This window comes from Methylovorus sp. MM2 (assembly GCF_001648895.1).
Lineage (GTDB): Bacteria > Pseudomonadota > Gammaproteobacteria > Burkholderiales > Methylophilaceae > MM1.
In genome coordinates, this window is record NZ_LXUF01000016.1 from 47023 (window position 1) to 66063 (window position 19041).

A 19041-nucleotide genomic window follows, 5' to 3' on the forward strand; every position below is an offset into this window, starting at 1 on the left:
GATAGTTAATTATCGTGAATGACATTCCATTAGTTACTTTTTTTAAGCGTTTATTAGACCCTTTGCTTATTCTAGGGCTGCTTTATATCTTTACCGCAGTCAATAAGCAGCCATTTAATGGGTATTACCTCATTCTTGCGCTACTTACGTATTTTGTATCCTCTCACGTGTATGAGCAGATCAATTTATATAGGACTTGGCGAAGTGGGAAAGTCATCGCCTATATTCGTGATATCGCTTTCGGATGGGTCATCGTTGTAGGTGTCATCGTAATAATTGGGTACGCGTCAGATATAGCCGTTCAATATGATGAAAAAGTCCTTGTGCAGTGGGCGATTGTTGCGCCCATCATTATCTTTTTTAGCCACATGCTGATACGCAAGATCGCATCGGATCTACATAAAAACGGGGCATTGCGTTCGGTAATTATCGTAGGGGCTAATGACTTAGGGCATCGTATTGTAGAGCGTATAAATGATGATCCTTACCTGTTCATGGAGGTTAAAGGTTTCTTTGATGATCGTGAAGTTGCTCGATTACACCAAGATACGCCACGCTTGCTAGGTCGGGTGGCAGATATAGCTGCATATGCGCGTAAGCATAATGTAGATATTATCTTTGTGAGCCTCCCTATCTCTGCACAGCCGCGTATCACAAAAATGTTTGACGAGTTACAAGATACCACCGCATCAATATACTTTGTGCCGGATATCTATATATTTGACTTGGTGCAGGCTCGATTTGATGATGTAGGCGGAGTACCCGTCGTCGCGATATGTGAGACCCCTTTCACGGGCTATAACACACTTGTTAAGCGAGCCAGCGATCTAGTGTTGGCAACGCTTATCCTTTTGTTGTTATTGCCTTTGATGTTGTTGATTGCATTGGCTGTCAAATGTACGTCACCTGGGAATGTCATATTCAAGCAACGTCGTTATGGTCTAAATGGAGAGGAAATCACTGTTTATAAATTTCGCTCCATGACTGTGAGTGAGGATGGTCATCAGGTTGTTCAGGCACAAAAGGATGATTTTAGAGTCACTAAGGTTGGGGCCTTTTTAAGAAAAACCTCATTGGATGAGCTTCCTCAATTCATCAATGTACTACAAGGACGCATGAGTATCGTCGGCCCGAGGCCTCATGCTGTTGCGCACAATGAGCAGTATCGTAAGTTAATCAAAGGCTACATGCTACGTCATAAGGTTAAACCAGGCATCACTGGTTGGGCTCAAATAAATGGGTTAAGAGGTGAAACAGATCGGCTTGAGAAAATGAAAGAGCGAGTAGAGTACGATCTTGATTATTTGCGTAATTGGTCATTGCCATTAGATCTATGGATTATTTTCCGTACGGTCATTGTTGTACTGAAGCGTGAGAATGCATATTGAGATTTCTTTCTCATAATACTTTTAAGAACAAGCGTTTAATTGTTAATGATTTCTGGATTGTGTAAATTGAATATAGAATGCCTGCTATATGAATGCCCTTTGAAGACCGAGTTTTTAGCGTGTTTTATGGGATGTAGATCTAAAGTGTCTAATCAAATAAGTATTTAGGAGAATAACGTTGGATTTAAATAGTAATGATTCTTATTTAATAAGAAAGCCTTTATCTACGATCACCACATTGTTGATGCTAATCACCATGATTGGACTCGGTGGATGTGGGAGTAAAGACAAAGAAGGTAAAGCTACTCAGAGTTTAGCAAGTGTGAATGGTAAAGACATTACAATTCATCAGCTTAACGAAGAGCTCACGCGGGCAAATGTTCCTCCAGCTCAGCAAGAGGCGGCTAAAAAACAGATATTGCAATCGTTGATTGATCGGCAACTCCTAGAGACGAAAGCCATAAAAGCTAAAGTTGACCGTGACCCTAACGTAATGCAGGCAATTGAGCGTGCCAAATCACAGATTATCGCGCAGGCATATATCCAAAGTCTTGTCTCAGCTGTAGCAAAACCTACCAGAGCTGAGGTTGAAGATTATTATCAAAAACATCCTGAGACTTTCAGCGAGCGGAAATTGGCAGAGATGAAGCAGTTGCTGGTAGATTCGCGTCAGGTCAACGATGCGTTGAAAGAGGTTCTAAAGTCGGCAAAGTCTCTGGATGAAGTGGCCAACTGGATGGATGCTAACAATATCCAATACGATCGTGGCGAGATTTCCAGAAGTTTGGCTGAAATGCCTGCTGACCTTGCTTCGCGATTACGGGATGCCCGCAAAGGCCAGTTATTCGTTATCTCAATGGGTAGTCGTACTATGCTCATATTGATGGAAAGCATTAAAAATAGCCCAATCGCTTTGGATACTGCAGCGCCACAGATTGAACAATATCTTCTTAACCAGAAGCGTAAAGATGCGGGAGAGGCAGAATTGGCGCGCTTGCGTAGTGAAGCAAAAATTGAATATATTAATCAGGATGATAAGCCTAGCGAGATTGAAAAATCTCAAGAGAAACCGACTTCCAATAGTGATATGGAACATGGTGTAAGTGGTTTGAAATAGCTTGGCTTTTCTTAATATTCTGCATGTATTGTTATTGTCTTTGGAGTGAAGTAATTGATGAAATTTTTTTGTAGATATATTACGGCGCTCTTAATCTTATTAAACGCAACGATTATTGTTGCCGCTGGCAACGATTTAGTCCTCGGGCCCGGAGATGTCATCAGGGTATCGGTATTTGATCAGCCCGATCTATCTTTAGAGGTGCGAGTAAGTGAGGCGGGTACTATAACTTTTCCATTGATTGGTGAGGTTTCTGTAGGAGGCGGTAGTACTGCTGCTGCTGAAGGTAAGATTGCCACGATGTTGGAGCAAGGCGGTTTTATACGAAATCCCCATGTCAACATCATTGTCACACAGATGCAAAGTCAGCAGGTATCAGTGCTCGGGCAGGTAAATCGTCCTGGACGTTATCCAATCGATGGCACTAGGACTTTAAGTGATGTGATCGCGCTTGCTTCAGGAGTCAATCCTGATGGAGGGGATATTGTTACGGTAATTCATACTCAGAATGGAAAGACTGAAAGGGCGGAAATCGACTTGTTGGAGATGATGCATCAACCTGACGTAAACAAAGATACGATTATCACAGCAGGCGATATTGTTTTTGTTGAGCGTGCCCCTAGATTTTATATCTATGGTGAAGTGCAGCGTCCTGGGCAATATAGACTCGAGCGCAATATGACGATACTGCAAGCTTTATCTGCTGGGGGTGGCCTTACTCAGCGTGGTACCGAGCGTGGTGTTCGTGTTAAACGTAAGGACGCGCAGGGCAAGATGGCCATAATCTCTGTAAAACATGATGATATGCTTCTGCCCGATGACGTGGTGTATGTTAAAGAAAGCTTGTTCTAAGTTAATCCTGTTAGGCAACCAAATGGTCCGTTTAGCCAAATTAAAAGGTCGGTTTCAATGAGTTTTCAGCAATTATTTCTTCTTCTTCGCGCACGCTTTAAAATCGTCGTGACTACATTGCTTGTTACTGTTCTGCTGACAATAGTAATCAGTTTACTGATAAGCAAAAGTTACAAAGCGACGGCCACTGTCATCGTCAACTATAAAGGAGCCGACCCGGTGACAGGCATGGTGCTCCCTGCACAGCTGATGCCGGGGTATATGGCTACGCAGGTAAGTATCATTTCCAGTAAGAATGTGGCATACAAGGTTATTTCTGGCCTCAAGCTTGCAGAAAGTCCTACTGTAAAACAGGATTTTGTTGATGATACTGATGGGGAAGGGACTATAGAGGATTGGTTATCTGAGTTGCTCTTGAAAAAACTGGATGTTACTCCTTCTCGTGAAAGCAGTATTATCGAGATCAGTTTTTATGGTGCAAACCCTCAATTCTCGGCGGCTATCGCTAACGCCTTTGCCGAGGCTTACCTGCAAACGAATATTCAGTTGAAAGTAGAGCCATCGAAAAAGGCGGCAATTTATTTCACTGATCAATTAAAGGATTTAAAGAATGATCTGGAGAATGCACAACAAAAACTGTCGGCATATCAGCAGGAAAAAGGTATTGTCAGTGTAGATGAGCGCTTGGATGTAGAACGTGCAAGATTGAATGATCTTTCAACACAGCTCGTCATGGCACAGGGTCAGGCGATGGAGGCACAGTCGCGGCAGCGCAACTCCAACGGCACAAGTGCCAACGAGTCGCCTGATATTGCTTCTAATCCTGTCATACAAAGTTTAAAAGCCGATATTGCTCGAGCAGAGTCGAAGTTTGCCAATATCTCGCAAACGGTTGAGCGTAACCATCCGCAATATCAAAGCGCAAAGGCCGAAGTAGATCATCTACGGGATGAACTTAACCGTCAGGTGCAACAGACATCAGGTACGGTAGCCACGAATGCACGCATTCTGCAACAGCGTGAATCTGAGATACGTGCCGCACTCGAGGCGCAAAAAATCAAAGTACTGGAACTGAATCGTGACCGCGACGCGCTCTCCATATTGGTACGCGAAGTGGAAAGTGCCCAGAATGCTTATGATTTGGCTACGCAACGTTTTTCTCAGACGAATATTGAGGGCCAATCAAACCAGTCGGATGTGGCGATTCTTAACCCGGCTACTGTGCCCCTTAAGCCCGCAAGTCCTCGGATACTCCTGAATACGGCCGCGGCGATATTCCTTGGTACTTTACTGGGCTTGGGCTTGGCTATCGTAGCCGAGTTACTGGATAAACGAATTCGTTCCCCAGAAGATCTCGTCGAGATACTGCAAGCACCAGTTCTGGGGGTAATGGTCAATGATAAGAAGATAACCAGAAACTGGCTATCCTGGATATTTAGGAAAAAGCCGGTGAATGTAAAGAAAATGAGCATGTTATGAACTTAACGCCACAACTAGATGAAACCTCTATTGATCTGAGCATAGGTAGTTTATTGCTTGCGATGGGCAAGATTACTCCTGAAGATGCCGAGCGTGTTATGCGGTTGCATGATGAGCGAGGCATGCGTTTCGGTGATGCTGCAAAAAGTCTGGGCTTGATCACAGAAGAGGACATACAGCAGGTGCTTTCGAGGCAATTCTCTTATCCTTACTTGTCTTCGGATCAGCATAACTATTCGTCAGAGTTGATTGCTGCCTATCAGCCATTCAGTGCAAAAGTTGAGGTCTTGCGTGCAGTGCGAAGTCAATTGATGCTTCATTGGTTCTCTACGGGTAGAAGAGCCTTGCCTCTTACCAGTGCAAACCCAGGTGAGGGTGTGACTTACTTGGTAGCTAATCTTGCTGTTGTGTTCTCTCAACTTGGGAAGCGGACCTTGTTGGTAGATGCTAATCTGCGGCAGCCTCGGCAACATGAGATTTTCCGGATTACCGAGAAGCAGGGTTTATCCGATATTCTTGCTGGGCGCGCAGGTGTTGAAGTGGTCTCCAAGATCAATGCATTTGAGAATCTTTCTGTGCTTTCTGCAGGTACATTGCCGCCTAATCCCCAAGAGTTGGTCAGCCGTCCTGAATTTCAGCATTTGATTAACTCTTTTGCCATTAACTATGATGTTATCTTGATCGATACCCCCTCATTCTCTGCAGGTGCAGATACCTATGCCATCGCCGCTATGTTGGGCGGTACCGTTTTAGTGGCTCGTCAAAGCTCGACTCGTGTTTTAGATGTCGCTACGGCTGTGGAGCAACTGAAACAAAATGGTACGCAAATCGTAGGTTCGGTACTTCTTGATTTCTAGGCCATGAAATTATTGTCTTTCTCTAATTCCTTAGGACCTTGGCAGCCTGTATTAGGTAGATTATGGATGGTTCTACTGGGGCTGTTCGCCCTCTATGTTCCTAGTTTTATCCATCTGAGTAATACGCTCTGGCAATCCGAGAATCAAGCGCATGGGCCAATCATTTTAATGGTTGTTCTATATTTGATATGGGAAAAGCGAACCTATTTTCTAACGCAACCGCAGCATGAAAAAGCTTCTGTATGGGGATGGCTGCTTTTTATTGGCGGCTTGTCATTCTATATCGTAGGTAGGTCACAAGACATTGTAGTGTTGGATATCGGTTCGCTGATCCCTGTCTTGGGCGGGGTCTTATTGATCACATATGGCATCTCAGCGATCAGGACCTTTTGGTTTCCTTTATTCTTTCTCTTGTTCATGATCCCTATTCCGGGCTCGGTCATGGATGTCTTGACCCTGCCGATGAAGATTGCGGTTTCCTATGTGGCGGAGCAAATCCTTTATTGGTTCGATTATCCAATTGCAAGATCTGGTGTCGTGATTCAGATTGGACAATATCAATTGCTGGTTGCAGATGCCTGTGCGGGAATGCATACCTTGCTTTCGTTAGAGGCGCTTGGGTTGCTCTACCTGAATATTGTCAGACATGACTCTTTATTCCGTAACCTTACATTAGCAACATTGATCATTCCTATATCGTTTACTGCAAATGTGATTCGTGTGATTGTGCTTATATTAGTGACCTACTATTTTGGGGATGCAACAGGGCAAGGGTTTATTCACGGCTTTGCTGGCATGTTGTTATTCGTTGTAGCACTCGCATTGATCATTTCAGTCGATTCAGCCCTGCAATACTTTGTGACGCATAGGAACAAACGTGTTCAGGCTATTGGGCATAAACAATGAAGTTGATAACAAGAGGTCTATTGCTTTTTGTGTTAATGCTCACTGCTACCCTGTTGGCAGTGCTGATGCGGCCAACATTTAATATCGCCGATGAGCAGTCAATGTCATCTTTGACGGACTTTATTCCTCAGCAATTCGGGGATTGGCAGGAAGTATCTACTGGCCTCATGCAAGTTGGATTAACAACGAATACTGCTGACAAAGGCGATGACTATCCGTATGACCAAGTGCTAAGCAGGACGTATAAGAACTCCGATAACCAGACTGTTATGTTGACGATAGCATGGGGTGGAAAGCAGCGCCAAGAGGTCAAGATACACAGGCCAGAGCTTTGCTATGCGGCACAGGGGTTCGAAATAAAGAAGTTGAAGGATACCGATTTTGGAATAGCCTCAACTGGCAATAAGGTGGTCACTGGAAAAGATATGCTCGCGTTCAATCCTAAATATATAGAAGCTGTTTCATACTGGATCAGGATAGGTGACATATACAGTGGGAATGCATGGCAAACTCGCCTTTATATCTTTAAGACAGGTCTTGAAGGTGTCATTCCTGATGGCGTGCTTGTTCGAGCCTCCTCCATAATTAATGATGAGAAAAATGCTGAAAGCGCATATCAACTTAATAAGCGTTTTTTACAAGATTTAGTAAAAAATGTCGATTCGGCTAAAGGCAGAAGTTTTTTAATCAAATAATTTCCCAGTATCTTGTAATCGAGGTGCTCTAGTTTTGATATTGAAGCCCCAAGTCAGGACGCATAAATCGCAATGCTTTTTCAGGAACTGAATCCAGATAAATCGGTTTTTAAAGCGTTTTATCGAAAGGTGGATATTTATATGAAGAATATGATCACATTTAAAATGGCGCGCTTATATCTTTGCGTGTTGTTGGGCATCCAGTCAGCGATAGTGCTTGCGGCCGATGATTTTATATTGGGTGTTTCTACCTCGATCAACGATCCAGCAAGTGTAGTGATTGCAGCTAAAGGTCTGGGGAGCCAGTCTATAAGAGTTGATGCGCCGTGGAATCAAATGGAAGAGAAGATTGGGCAATATAAGCTTCCTCAATGGCTGGTCGTGCAGCTTGATGCCATGCAAAAGAATGGCATCGAACCTTTATTGATTCTGGATTATGGGAATAAGGTTAGAGGCATTGATAAACCTAAAACCGAGGCAGAGATCAATGCGTTTGCAGATTACGCGGAGTGGCTGGTAAAAACACTGCACGGTAAGGTAAGGATGTTTGAAATATGGAATGAGTGGAATAACACGAGTGGTGGAGGCTCTCCGGGCTCAGCCGAAGACTATGTCAAGTTGGCTAAGATCGTTTATCCAAGGCTCAAAGCAGCTGCTCCGGATGTCCTTTTTCTGGGAGGTAGCCCTTCGGGCGGGGCGCTGAGAGGGGACTGGATGGAGCGTTTTATTGCTGCAGGCGGGTATAAATATTGTGATGCAGTTTCCATACACCCATATACATGGTGGGAGAAAAAGATGTTCTCGCCGGAGGATGCGATAGACGTCGTCGATAACGTAGAAACCATGTTAAGAAAAGTGAACAAAGGAAAAGACTTTCCACTTTATATTACGGAAGTGGGCTGGCCTACACATATAGATGAGAAAGGTACGCCCATCAGCACTTCAGGTGCTTATCTGGCACGCTTCATGTTGCTTGCGAATGCAAGGCCTTATGTGAAGGGTGTGTGGTGGTTTACCGTTTTTCAGTCTGGTGATGATAATGATCCCGATAAGGAGCACCACTTCGGGTTATTCGATAAATATAAGGCACCTAAAAGCAGTGCCAAGGTCTATAAGCAGGTTAGTCAATTGTTCGCCAGCACTAACGATCGTTTAAAAGCTTTAAGGAACGATCAGGAATATGCCGTCATGCTGCCTGCTGCTGCAGATTCGACCATGTCATATATCGCTTGGAAACCCAGCAAGAAAAGGGAGGCGAGAAGCAGTTTCAAGTATGAAGTCATCACTTCCAAAGGAGCGGATAACAGTACTGCCGACCTAAACGATTATCCTGTTTTTGTCGAAAAATTTTCTGCAGGTAAATAGTGGATATCTTTACCGCGTTTTTAATATTTGCCTTTATTTTATGTGTGGCTGTCGCATGCCTGATTGCTTTGGTCGCAGCCGTCATAAAATTCAAACCGATCTTTTGGGCGTCGATTAGTACGTTAACATCCACCGTTCAGTTGTATATCTTCCCCTTGCCTGGCTTTTATCTTTCGGCATCGCTATTAACTGGGCTGCTATCTGTAAAGTCGCTATTGAATTTGAACCAGACGCGATTTCTCTGGGTATATGCATTCTTGTTAATGGAGGTATTCAGGGGGGTAAGCTTGCTTTGGTCGCCCAAACCCATTGAGGGGATCAGATACCTGATTTATGAGATCGTATTCATATTCATCGTTATTGCATTCTCTAATGCAGCAAATATCAAGGCTGGGATTAAAGAACGCGTCATCAAGATATCGCTAACTTTGGTAGGGCTTAATGCCATTTTGGTGATCCTGTTCCGCTTAGGCCCCGAGATTGAGATGAATTTTTTGAACTCGGTAATCTCGCAATTCTTCATCTCAAAGAACGTCTTAAGTGCATTATTGACATATAGCCCTAATAACGTGTTTGACCCTAGCAAGGCAGGCGGATTTTTTATCAATGCAAATGTAGGCGCGGCTTATATGGGCATGGCTGCCATGGGGGCATGGTTTTTTGGCAAGGCACTCAAAAGCAAGCTTTTGATATCTAGTGCCGTACTTTGTTGGATTGCTGTTTTCTTCGCGGGCTCCAAGGCTGCTATCATCGTCGCTGCTACATTGCCTCTGCTCTTGTTCGTAATCAATATCGTTTTTTCAAACACCATCAATCTCAAGCATTTACTTGTTCTTTTAGGCTTGGTTTTTATGGGGTCACTCGCATGGATTTTCGGGCATTTGTTTTTTGAGAATTCTGAGTTCTTCACAAACTCTACCAGTACCCTGGATGACCGGATCGTCATGTGGACTTTTGCAGCTAATGCGTTTGCAAAGCACCCATTCCTGGGCCTAGGTTTTGGTGGTTGGGATATCCAATCCGCAGGGTATGCCTTTATGAATGGATATAGAACCAACCTGCCAGCACATAATGCCTATTTGATTCTATGGAGCCAGAGCGGATTGCTTGCCGCGTTAGCTGGCCTCGTATTCTCGGTTAGCCTTGTCGCCTTCCTCATCAAGGCATTGACCTACAATACAGGCCGTGAGGCATTGATTGTCAAGGGTGTGTTGGGGGCTGTCCTTTGGGTGTTCTTCCAAGCTCAAGGTGAGAATTTCGGCCTGATTGGCGAGGCTCACATCACCCCATTGTTGGCGATGATGATCGGATACGCCATCAGTCAGGGGTGCTTCCAAAAGAAGAAAAAGTCAACCGACGAGAAAGCTGAATAGATAACATGAAAAGTGCAGTTTTCAGATTCCAGTTATTTAAACCATCGGAGACCTTTGTCGTATCACAAATGCGTCACTTTCAGTCAACCCAGACTACTTTGTTTGGAGGGAGACTGTTCGGCAAAGCACCGGAGAACGTTGATTACTTCGTACCTTCAACAATGGGAATCTCAGAGCTTATAAGGTTTTATGCGTTGAGCGATTGCTCGATGTTCCAGAAGATGTTCGATCAGAAAAACTTTGATCTTATACATGCACATTTTAGCATCGATGGATTATTGATTTTGCCGCTAGCAAGATCACTCAACCTACCGCTCGTTACTACCCTGCACGGTTTTGATGTCAGTAGGTCAAGAGCTTCTTTCCTGAGCTCAGGGCGCCCCGCGTTAATGAGATATGCTCTTTTTCAGGATTCATTGAAGCAAGAAGGCGACTTGTTCATTTGTGTATCGGAATTTATAAAGAATAAGGCCTTAGAAGCGGGATTTCCCGAAAAAAAACTGATTACACACTATATTGGAATCGATCCGGATGATTTCCGGCAAAGCCCTCAAGAGCATACAGACCTGCGTGTTGTGCATATCGCGCGTTTGGTCGAGAAAAAGGGTACCGAGTATTTGATCAAAGCATTTCAGGCGATCGTAAAAAAATACCCTGAAGCACAATTAATCATCATTGGGGATGGCCCGTTAAAAGAATCTCTTCAGAGCCTAGCTGCTCCTATCGCCAATAATGTGCAATTTAAAGGTAGCCAGCCGCATGCCTTTATCCGGGAGGAACTGAGTAAGGCTAGCGTACTTGTCTTACCAAGCGTCACTGCATCTAATGGGGACGCAGAGGGATTGGGCCTTGTGCTTCTGGAGGCCGCGGCTAGCGGAGTACCCGTGGTCGGCACGCGTCATGGAGGTATTCCCGAAGCTGTCGTGAATGATGAAAATGGGTATCTGGTAGCCGAAAGAGATGTGAGCCAGCTTGCAGAGGCTTTGGATGCCTTGCTCGCGAGTGACGCTTTACGTAGCCGGTTTGGGTTGGCTGGCCGCGAACTGGTCAATGATAAATTCAATATAAAGAAACAGTCTAGATTGCTCGAAGACATCTATTCCCAATCTATGACATTGAAAGCCTCCACAGGCAAAATTAACGCTTAAGACAGAGAACAACAAGGCCTGAATGCATATCCTAGGAGTAAGTCGAACTCTACCATTTCACAGTATTGGCGGCATGCAAGCGATTGCATGGGATATTTTTCGTGAGCTTGCCCGTACAGGGCATGAGGTGACTGTCATCACGACAAGAATCAACGGTAAACCTGCCACGTTCACTGAAGATGGTGTGACGGTGATCGCGGTGCAGTCATCTAAGCCGGAACGTTACTCATTTACATGGTGGGCAGGCTCAAGAAACGAAGTGAAAAAGATCGGTCTTGAAAAGATCGATGGGGTATTGAGCATCAGCATTGCCGCTGCCGGGCTTATCCCTCTCAAGTCCCAAGGGTTGGCGGCCCCATTTTTATTTCAGGCGCATGGTACCTCGTGGGGAGAGTTGGTCTCAAAATGGCGCACCGGAAAACCTGTGCAGATACTCAAGTCGATCAAGAATCTATACTGGTTCTTTAAAGATGCGATGATTTATAGGAAGTTCGATGAGTTGATTCTAGTTGGCGATATGCTGGAGGAACAATTTAAATCATTTCCAACCAAATTAATCGCTCATGATATTCAATACACCCTAATCAGAAATGGAGTCGATACGAATATCTTTCGGCCGAATTTTGTAAGTAAAAATATAACACGTCAGAATTTTGGCATTTCTGAGGATGCGCGCGTACTCGTTTTTGCTGCACGGCTACATCCTCAGAAAGGATGTCGTGAGAGCTTACTGGCATTTCGGATGTTGGCTGAACTTGATAAGTCGGTTCATTTTCTTATTATCGGCGGAGGGGAAGAGCAAAACACATTACAGGCTCTTGTGAAATTATTTCCTCCTGATATTTCTTCACGAACTCACTTTACTGGCAGTGTTTCTCGTAAAGATATTCCAGAATTGCTGGTGGCGGGAGATGTTTTCGTGTTTCCCACGCTCCGACAAGAAGTCGGCCTGACAATGAATGTGCTAGAAGCACTAGCGTGTGGGTTGCCTGCTATATGCTCAGAGTCAATGCGTGCAGTGTTTGATGCCAAATTACCTATTCGATTCATTGATCCGCAAAATCCAAAGGCGATCTCAGAGGCTATTGCCGAAGAGCTTAAGAACAAGCGACCAATGCAATCCTTGCTTACACCGGAATACTCCTTGCAAGGCTGTGTGCAAGCTTATGTACGGCGCTTCGAAGCGTTAAGGCAGGCCTGATGTTCTCTATTGTCAGGGTGCTGTTATTAGGAGGTTTTGTCGGTAAGATTCTTGGCGTATTCCGCGAGTTATTGGGGGCATGGTTATTTGGTACCGGATTAATTGCGAATGCGTTTAGACTTTCTCAATCAGCATTTTTGATTCCTTTGCATGGGTTCGTGTCAGATGCAGTAAACGGGGGCTTCACACCTAATTTTTCTCATTGGCGTGAGATTGACCCTCCAAAGGCAGCGGCATTGTTTTCAGGAATGCATTTAATCTTGTTAGCTGTTTCCTGTTTCGCTTCAATTCTGTTATTTGTCTTTTCTCCCCAGTGGGTTGTTCTGCTGGCTCCGGGGTTTGATGCTGAATCTGCAGCAATGGCGACAAATATGGTAAGAATCTTAACCTTTGCATTGCCTGCGTATGCAGTTGTCTCCTTATATGCGGCTGCAGATTTGGTGACGGGGCGTGGGGCTATTACAGCTGCCAGAGCTTCTGTGCAAAGTATAGGGTTGATCCTCGGTACATTGTTTGCTTGGTATCTAAAAGAACCATTGTTAATCCCACTGGGCTTTGTACTCAGTTATTTCTATCTAGGTATTTGGGGGTTTCTGGCAGCCAGAGCTGCTGGGTTGGTATTTGATCCGCGGAAACATGACTGGAATCTCATGCGCCCTGCGCTGCTTTCTTCGTGGAAAGTATTTCGGGTGTTGTTCTGGGTGCCGGTGATATTGCAGATAAATCAGATAGTTGAAAGAAGGGTTGGCTCTATTCTTAATCCTGAATCTATCGCCGGACTAGATTATGCGAGGTTCGTTACAGAAACCTTAATAATTCTAATTGCTGTACCGTTCGCATTGGCAGGGCAGGCCAAGATGTCAACAATGACCAAAGAGAATTTTGAAATGCGGGCACTTTATTCAATTCGAATTCTATTGATTATTGGTGTTCCTATTTCGATATTTCTCGCGACAAACTCTGAGTTATTTGTGCGATTGTTCTTTCAAAGAGGCGCGTTTGGAGAAAGTTCTGTTCAGGTGACATCGGCAATAATCTCTGGACAAGCGATTGGGATTTTTGCGGGCTTAATTGCTTATGCCGCTCAAAGGTTTTTAAATGCGCGTGGAATGAATAGTGCCGTATTGAAAGCAACAGCAATAGGCGCATGTATCAATATTACTATGAATTATTTCTTAGGGGATTATGTAGGTGTGCAGATTTTGGGTATCTCGGGGTCTTGCATGGCATTTGCTATTGCTATTATCGCGCTCAACAAGCTGGATTTGATTCAAAAATTAAGGCGAGATTTTATATTCTGGATAAGCATCATCTTGAGCAACATAGCTTTTATTGAAGTGATGAATACATTTTCTGGCTTAGGTACCACAGATAAGGCCATAGCAAATATGATTTTCTGGCTCTTGATTTTTCTTGTTTTTCCTAAATTAAGAATAGAGCTTATCGATTTTTATAAACGATTAAAGACTCCTGATTAATGTTTGTGGCGCTAGTGGTAGGCAAGTCACTCTGTGTTCTTAAGATTATAAATATAGATTTAACGAGGCTAAATGAGCAATATCGTTTTATTATCCACTGCTGATTGGGACAATCCTTTCTGGACGAATAAGCAGCATGTCGCTTGCGAGCTAGAGCGTAGTGGATATAAGGTTTTTTATATAGACTCGCTTGGTTTGCGCAGGCCATCTGTCTCAAGTCAGGATTTGCGGCGCATTCTTGTACGCCTTAAAAAGGCATTAAGGGCTCCGCGGCAAGTCCGCGAGAATTTGTGGGTATGGTCTCCCTTGGTGATACCCTTTCAGCGCTATGCTGCTGTAAGGGCGATAAACCGGTATTTGCTGACTGCGGGTTTGCGGTTCTGGATGTGGCGATTGAAATTTTCTCCGGATATATTCTGGACCTATAACCCGATGACATTAAGTTTCTTCAATCTTAAAAAGTTTGGCAAGGTTATTTATCATTGCGTAGATGAAATCAAGGCTCAGCCCGGCATGCCTGTTGACCAGATCGAGTCTGCAGAAAATGCATTAGTGCGAGCCGTTGATGATTGTTTTGTAACCGCGGAATACCTTCTGGAAACACGCAAGGCGATGAATCCGAGGACATTCTATTTCTCGAATGTTGCTGACTTCGCACATTTCTCCAAAGCCCGGGAAGCGAATACGGCTATCCCTGACGATATGAAGAATATCGCAAGCCCTGTCATTGGTTTTGTGGGTGCGATCAGCGGGTATAAGATCAATTTTGAATTGCTGCAGTCTATGGCAATGCGGCACCCTGAGTGGTCGATCGTGATGATCGGCAAGGTTGGCGAGGGAGACCCATGGACAGATATTTCCACGCTGACCAGATTGCCGAATATCCATTTTGTCGGGCCTCGTGAATATCAGGATTTACCTGCGTATCTGAAGGCATTCGACGTGGGCATCCTGCCAAGCATGCTAAATGAATATACGCGCTCTATGTTCCCGATGAAGTTCTTTGAGTATTTAGCGGCAGGATTGCCTGTAGTCGCAACGGACCTGCACGCGTTAGCCAATTATCGGCATGTGGCCACTTTGGCAAAATCCAACGATGAGTTTATCGAGGGGGTGGAGAAAGTCCTGCGTGGAGAGGTGATCCCTCTTGAGGAGCGTCTCGAGATTGCCATGGAGCAGACTTATGAACGCCGTACGAAGAAGATGATGGATATTGTGCTCGGCCCTCATCAAGGTGGAACAGAAAATGCATCTGTTTAGAGGATTTGTTTTTCAGTATTTTTGTATTCGCTAACAGTTGATGGAACGCAAATAGGTACTGAGAATGAGTTTTATATTGAGTAATCCGGAATAATATGACTATACAAGAAAAAAAAGTAGCGATTGTCCACGAGTGGTTCGTTAACTATGCAGGCGCAGAGCGGGTGGTTGAGCAATTGGTTAAGTGTTATCCCAATGCTGATATATTGGGAGTGATAGATTTTCTGCCTGATGATTTGCGTTGGTACATCGACCATAAGCCTGTGACGACTTCTTTTATCCAGAAGCTGCCCTTTGCAAAGAAGCACTATCGAAGCTACCTGCCGCTAATGCCACTTGCTATCGAGCAGCTTGATGTTTCAGCTTATGATATCGTCATATCCAGCGCCCATGCCGTATCAAAAGGGGTGATAACCGGGCCGAATCAACTCCATGTCAGTTATGTGCATTCACCTATGCGCTATGCATGGGATTTACAGCACCAGTACCTAAAAGAGTCTGGTCTTGATACGGGTATAAAGGGGTGGTTCGCGAAATGGTTCCTCCATAAGCTTCGTATATGGGATGTCAGGACTGCGAATGGCGTCGATGCCTTTATTGCCAACTCCCATTTTATTGCAAAGCGTATAAAGAAGATTTATGGGCGGGATGCAACGGTTATTTACCCGCCAGTCGATACGGATGGGTTTGAGTTCAAAGAAAAGAAAGAAGAGTTTTTCTTAACGGCCTCCAGATTAGTGCCATATAAGCGCGTCGATATGATCGTTGAGGCCTTTGCTAATATGCCTGACCAAAAACTTGTTGTCATTGGCGAAGGGCCAGAAATGGCGAAAGTGAAAGCAAAGGCAGGTCCTAATGTAGAAATACTTGGTTATCAATCTACCGCCGTATTGAAGGACCATATGCAGCGGGCAAAAGCTTTTGTGTTTGCTGCGGAAGAAGACTTTGGCATTACACCGGTAGAAGCGCAGGCTTGCGGTACACCAGTGATCGCTTATGGTCGGGGAGGCGCATTAGAAACAGTTTTATCGCCCGATCATGGAAGGGTGGCGACTGGAGTCTTCTTTCAAGAACAGTCGGTCGCATCAATTATTGATGCCGTGACGCGATTTAATACGATGGATCCAAAAATCTCCCCCCACGCTTGTCGTGATAATGCGCTTAGGTTTTCTCCCCAAAGATTCAGGCAAGAGATTCAGGAATATATAAACGGGTTGGTTTCGCAATAATATTTTGTATTAGAGGATAAGAGCTAAGTAATGAAAATTTCTATCGCCGGAACAGGATACGTTGGTTTATCTATAGCTGTTCTTCTCGCGCAGAACCATGAGGTGGTTGCGCTGGATATCATGCCCGCTAAAGTGGATATGCTGAATAACAAGGTGTCGCCTATTGCCGATACCGAGATTGAGTATTATCTCAAGAATAAACCCTTGAATCTGCGTGCAACGACTGATAAAAAAGATGCATATGCTGGCGCTGATTATGTCGTCATTGCCACGCCTACCGACTATGATATTGAGACCAGTACATTTAACACAAAGTCAGTCGAGGCTGTGATCCGGGATGTGATGGAAATAGCGCCTGATGCTGTGATGGTAATCAAGTCTACGATTCCGGTTGGATACACCGAGAAAATTCGGGATCAGTTCAAGTGCAATAATCTGATATTTTCTCCGGAGTTTTTACGGGAAGGTAAAGCCTTGTATGACAACCTTCATCCTTCACGGATTGTCGTTGGTGAGATTTCAGAACGAGCCAGGGTTTTTGCGCAGCTATTGCAGGAAGGCGCTATCAAGCAAGATATCCCGGTGTTGTTGAGCAATAGCTCAGAGGCGGAGGCTATCAAGCTCTTCGCGAATACTTACCTAGCAATGCGTGTCGCTTATTTTAACGAGCTTGATAGTTATGCGATCTCCCATGGGCTGGATAGTCGGCAGATTATAGAAGGTGTGGGGCTGGATCCTCGGATTGGAAGCCATTATAACAATCCGTCATTTGGTTACGGTGGTTACTGCTTGCCAAAGGATACCAAGCAATTGTTGGCGAATTACAGCAACGTTCCTCAGAACCTGATCAATGCGATCGTGCAATCCAATAGCACACGTAAGGACTTTATCGCCGAAAGTATCCTTAGTCGTAAGCCGAGTGTGGTTGGTATATACCGCCTAATTATGAAGAGTGGTTCGGATAACTTCCGTGCATCCAGTATCCAAGGCATCATGAAGCGTATCAAGGCCAAAGGTGTTGAAGTGATTGTGTATGAGCCATCGCTTAATGAGCCGGATTTTTTCAAATCCAAAGTCGTCAACGATTTGAATGCATTCAAAAGCATGGCAGATGTCATTGTATCCAACAGGATGAGTCAAGAACTGGCCGATGTTGAATCCAAGGTGTTTACACGAGATATTTTCGGTAGTGATTAATGAATTTGACCAGTTGAGATTTAAAATATGATTTACAGAACCCAATTATTAAAAGTTACTAGGATTGTTAATGGCTAAAATTATCCCGGTCATCTTATCCGGCGGCTCTGGCACTCGATTATGGCCATTGTCACGGGCAGCACTGCCTAAACAACTGCTCCCGCTCATTTCTGATTACTCGATGTTGCAGGAGACATTGCAGCGTGTTATCGGCTGGGAGCAAGTCGATGCACCTGTTGTGGTCTGTGGCAATGATCACCGCTTTCAGGTGGCGGAACAGTTGAGGGCGCTGGATATAGAGCCCAGATCTATCATGCTGGAACCTGTCGGGCGAAATACCGCCCCAGCTATTGCCGCCGCTGCAATGCTGCTTAAAGATGTCCCGGATGCCTTATTGCTGGTATTGCCTGCTGACCATGTAATACAGGATGTAGAAGCATTCGAACAAGCGGTAATTAGAGCATCTTCTGCGGCGGCGGCAGGGCGTTTAGTGACGTTTGGTATTCAGCCGGGTAGTCCAGAGACGGGCTACGGGTATATCCAGTCGGGGACTCAATTATCTGGGTATGAAGGATGTTTCGAGGTGGGTCGTTTTGTCGAGAAACCCGACCTTGAAACCGCAGAGTCATATATCCAGAGTGGGGATTTCTACTGGAATAGCGGTATGTTCCTGTTCAAGCCGGATATCTACTTGGCAGAATTAGAAAAATTTAATCCCAAGATTGTACAGCAGGTGGCGCTTGCGTTCGAACAACGCTATCAGGATCTGGATTTTTGTCGGTTGGAAGAAAAGGCATTTTCCGAATCGCCTTCAGATTCTATCGATTATGCGATCATGGAGCAGACCTCATTGGCGGCTGTAGTGCCGGTAGATATCGGCTGGAACGATGTAGGATCGTGGACTGCCTTATGGGAAGTGCAGGAACGTGATGGACAGGGTAACGCCATTCGTGGAGATGTCTATCTGGATGGCGTGAAGAACTCGTTGATTCGCAGTGATAGCCGCTTCGTAGCAGTAATCGGTGTTGAAGATATTCTGATTGTCGAGACTGCTGACGCCGTACTTGTTTCCCATAAGGATCGTGCGCAGGATGTAAAGAAAATCGTCGATTATCTTAAGCTTGAGAAGCGTAGCGAGCATATATCGCATCCCCGCGTTTACCGTCCATGGGGTTGGTATGAGGGCATTGATGCCGGTGATCGCTTCCAGGTGAAGCGTATCATGGTAAAGCCCGGTCAGAAGCTGTCTTTGCAGATGCACCACCATCGGGCGGAGCACTGGGTGGTTGTAAGCGGATCAGCGATGGTCACGATAGATGGAAAGACAAAGCTCTTCAGCGAGAATGAGTCGACGTATATCCCGATAGGCTCCACTCATCGCCTTGAAAACCCAGGAAAACTGCCTTTGCATTTGATCGAGGTGCAATCAGGGGGTTACTTAGGCGAAGATGATATCGTGCGTTTTGAGGATACCTACGGGCGTTCCTGAGTTTTTG

16 protein-coding genes are annotated in these 19041 nt (G+C 44.9%); all 16 read left to right on the forward strand.

The window, feature by feature from the left end; all coding sequences use genetic code 11:
* The first annotated feature begins 14 nt into the window (after positions 1-14).
* The 16 genes from A7981_RS10785 to A7981_RS10860 all read left to right on the forward strand — a co-directional run bounded on the left by A7981_RS10785 (position 15) and on the right by A7981_RS10860 (position 19034).
* Positions 15-1388, forward strand: coding sequence for an undecaprenyl-phosphate glucose phosphotransferase (locus A7981_RS10785; RefSeq protein WP_371440360.1), 1374 nt, complete (start codon positions 15-17; stop codon positions 1386-1388).
* A 178-nt stretch (positions 1389-1566) separates the two neighbouring features.
* Positions 1567-2505, forward strand: a complete 939-nt coding sequence (locus A7981_RS10790) for an EpsD family peptidyl-prolyl cis-trans isomerase (protein ID WP_254258560.1) — start codon at positions 1567-1569, stop codon at positions 2503-2505.
* 57 nt (positions 2506-2562) lie between these two features.
* A complete protein-coding gene (gene epsE / locus A7981_RS10795; RefSeq protein WP_067268040.1) occupies positions 2563-3357 on the forward strand; it encodes a polysaccharide export protein EpsE in 795 nt (264 codons plus the stop codon).
* 57 nt (positions 3358-3414) lie between these two features.
* Positions 3415-4836, forward strand: a complete 1422-nt coding sequence (gene epsF, locus A7981_RS10800; protein ID WP_067268042.1) for a chain length determinant protein EpsF — start codon at positions 3415-3417, stop codon at positions 4834-4836.
* Positions 4833-5693, forward strand: coding sequence for a chain length determinant protein tyrosine kinase EpsG (gene epsG / locus A7981_RS10805; protein ID WP_067268044.1), 861 nt, complete (start codon positions 4833-4835; stop codon positions 5691-5693). Before epsF ends, epsG begins: the two co-directional genes overlap by 4 nt.
* 3 nt (positions 5694-5696) lie before the next feature.
* Complete coding sequence (xrtB, locus tag A7981_RS10810; RefSeq protein WP_067268046.1) at positions 5697-6599, forward strand: exosortase B; 903 nt, start codon at positions 5697-5699, stop codon at positions 6597-6599.
* Positions 6596-7294 (forward strand): exosortase C-terminal domain/associated protein EpsI, encoded by a 699-nt coding sequence (locus tag A7981_RS10815; RefSeq protein WP_067268048.1) that lies wholly within the window; start codon positions 6596-6598, stop codon positions 7292-7294. Before xrtB ends, A7981_RS10815 begins: the two co-directional genes overlap by 4 nt.
* A 141-nt stretch (positions 7295-7435) precedes the next feature.
* Entirely contained in the window at positions 7436-8659 is a 1224-nt protein-coding gene (locus A7981_RS10820; protein ID WP_131800963.1) for a glycosyl hydrolase, read from the forward strand.
* Positions 8659-10032, forward strand: coding sequence for an O-antigen ligase (locus A7981_RS10825; RefSeq protein ID WP_067268052.1), 1374 nt, complete (start codon positions 8659-8661; stop codon positions 10030-10032). Before A7981_RS10820 ends, A7981_RS10825 begins: the two co-directional genes overlap by 1 nt.
* A 5-nt stretch (positions 10033-10037) precedes the next feature.
* A complete protein-coding gene (locus A7981_RS10830; protein WP_067268054.1) occupies positions 10038-11180 on the forward strand; it encodes a glycosyltransferase in 1143 nt (380 codons plus the stop codon).
* 73 nt (positions 11181-11253) lie between these two features.
* Positions 11254-12381 carry a glycosyltransferase family 4 protein gene (locus A7981_RS10835; RefSeq protein ID WP_165595556.1) on the forward strand — a complete coding sequence of 376 codons (1128 nt, stop codon included), beginning with the start codon at positions 11254-11256 and terminating at the stop codon, positions 12379-12381.
* Positions 12381-13859 (forward strand): murein biosynthesis integral membrane protein MurJ, encoded by a 1479-nt coding sequence (gene murJ, locus A7981_RS10840; protein ID WP_067268058.1) that lies wholly within the window; start codon positions 12381-12383, stop codon positions 13857-13859. Before A7981_RS10835 ends, murJ begins: the two co-directional genes overlap by 1 nt.
* A 72-nt stretch (positions 13860-13931) precedes the next feature.
* Positions 13932-15119 carry a glycosyltransferase gene (locus tag A7981_RS10845; RefSeq protein ID WP_067268060.1) on the forward strand — a complete coding sequence of 396 codons (1188 nt, stop codon included), beginning with the start codon at positions 13932-13934 and terminating at the stop codon, positions 15117-15119.
* A 95-nt stretch (positions 15120-15214) separates the two neighbouring features.
* Entirely contained in the window at positions 15215-16348 is a 1134-nt protein-coding gene (locus A7981_RS10850; protein WP_067268062.1) for a glycosyltransferase family 4 protein, read from the forward strand.
* A 30-nt stretch (positions 16349-16378) separates the two neighbouring features.
* Positions 16379-17545, forward strand: a complete 1167-nt coding sequence (locus tag A7981_RS10855) for a nucleotide sugar dehydrogenase (protein WP_067268064.1) — start codon at positions 16379-16381, stop codon at positions 17543-17545.
* A gap of 70 nt (positions 17546-17615) precedes the next feature.
* Positions 17616-19034: a mannose-1-phosphate guanylyltransferase/mannose-6-phosphate isomerase gene (locus A7981_RS10860; protein WP_067268066.1), complete on the forward strand. Its 1419-nt coding sequence runs from the start codon at positions 17616-17618 to the stop codon at positions 19032-19034.
* The last annotated feature ends 7 nt before the right edge of the window (positions 19035-19041 follow it).